This window comes from Serratia sp. LSHTC3 (assembly GCF_057197125.1).
Genome location: NZ_JBXUNP010000016.1, coordinates 1 through 1,902 on the forward strand (window position 1 = coordinate 1; position 1,902 = coordinate 1,902).

The 1,902-nt window shown below is 63.2% G+C and carries 2 protein-coding genes; both read left to right on the forward strand.

Going from position 1 to position 1,902, the window contains the following annotated elements:
• Positions 1-120: autotransporter outer membrane beta-barrel domain-containing protein (locus tag AC2CGI_RS24040; RefSeq protein ID WP_369598691.1), on the forward strand; the 120-nt coding region annotated here is incomplete at its 5' end.
• A 118-nt stretch (positions 121-238) separates the two neighbouring features.
• Positions 239-1,902, forward strand: a 1,664-nt coding sequence (locus tag AC2CGI_RS24045; protein WP_484593983.1) for a S8 family serine peptidase, incomplete at its 3' end; no start/stop codon positions are given.

Below are 1,902 nucleotides of genomic sequence, written 5' to 3' on the forward strand. Positions count from 1 at the left end.
AAGGCGGGGGCGGAAGTGGCGGTGAACGAGAACGCCTCGCTGTCGCTGGGCTACGGCGGGCTGCTGTCGCAGAACCACCAAGACAACAGCGTCAACGCCGGTTTCACCTGGCGCTTCTAAGCAACATCGACTCAATCCTTGTACGGGAACCGTCTGCGGGCGGTTCCTTTTTCACATCCTGCTAATGAGAACCCGGCGCACCTGGGGCGTCGGCCAATAACAAGCAAAAGGTAAGGAAATGACAACAACAATGGGTTTTGATAGCAAAGGAAACGCTCGTCGCTCACCATGGCGGCTGAACGCGCTGGTCTGCTGCATGGCGCTGGCGGGGTATGCGCAGGCCGCAACCTATATAGAGAACGGCCAGGCGGGCGATCCGGCCAGCTGGCGCAGCGCCGAGTTCAACGCCAACTGGGGGCTGGGGGCGATCCATGCCGATGAGGCCTACGCCGCCGGCTATACCGGCAAAGGGCAGAAGGTGGGCATTTTCGACACCCCGGTTAACCACCATCCCGAGTTTGCTGGCGACGGCAAACTGATCAACGTCGTCACCGAAGGCTACCGCGCCTATACCGACCCGCACCGGCCGGGGATTAACGCCGGCGATCGCTTTTACTTCGACGGCACCTTCCACTTCTACAGCGGTTCACAGGGCATGCTGAGCAATCACGGGGTGCACGTCGCGGGCATCAGCGCGGCGAACCGCGACGGCGTCGGCATGCACGGCGTGGCCTTCGATTCGCAGGTGATCAGCGTCGATAACGACAACGACGGCCCGGCCTACGGCGAATTCCTCGGCCTGGACGGCGCCGTCACCAATGCCGGCTGGCAGGCGATGATCAAGAGCGGCGTGCGGGTGATCAACAACAGCTGGGGCGTCAGTATTCCCGATTTCCTGTCCGACGGCGGCCGCGATCCCAACGCGCTGCACTTTGAGCTGAAGGATGCGCAGGAACAGTTCGATCAGGTCAAACCGCTGCTCGGCAGCCTGGCCGGCGCAGGCTATCAGGGCGCCATCGACGCGGCGCGCAAAAATATTCTGGTGCTGTTCGCCGCTGGTAACGACGGCAACTACAACCAGCCGGATGTGATCAGCGGGCTGGCCTATTTCGTGCCGGACATCGCACCCAACTGGCTGTCGGTCGCCAGCGTGGCGCAGGATGCGACATCGACCAACAGCGTGCCTTACACCATCAGCAGCTTCTCTTCCCGTTGCGGCTATACCGCCAGCTTCTGCGTCTCGTCGCCGGGCAGCAAAATCTACAGCACCGTGGCCAACGGTTCCGATCCGGCCAACCTGGTGTCGGACTACGGCAATAAAAATGGCACCTCGATGGCGACGCCGCACGTCACCGGCGCGGTGGCGGTGTTGCTGCAGCGCTTCCCGTACATGAGCTCGGCGCAGATTGCCGACGTGCTGAAAACCACCGCCACCGACATGGGCGCGCCGGGCATCGACGCGCTCTACGGCTGGGGGATGATCAACCTGGGCAAGGCCATCAACGGCCCGGGCATGTTCTATACCGTTGAAGATATTCCTGCGGAGTTCCGCATTCCGGATCCGACGGGCGTGGCCTACGGCCCGACCCAGTTTGTCGCCAATATTCCGGGTCTGGGCGCCGAGGTGGATGCCGGCACGCTGCACGCCAGAAAGTGTGACGACATCAGTTGCGAGCTGGAAGTCTACTCCAACAACATCTCCGGCCATGGCGGCCTGACCAAAGAAGGGATGGGCACGCTGGTCATGACCGGCGCCAACACCTATGCCGGCCCGACGCTGGTCAATCAGGGGCGGCTGGCGATCAACGGCTCGGTCACCTCGGCCGTCAGCGTGCAGAACGGCGGCATCGTCGGCGGCAGCGGCACGGTCGGTTCGCTGACCGCCCGCCGTGGCGGCACCGT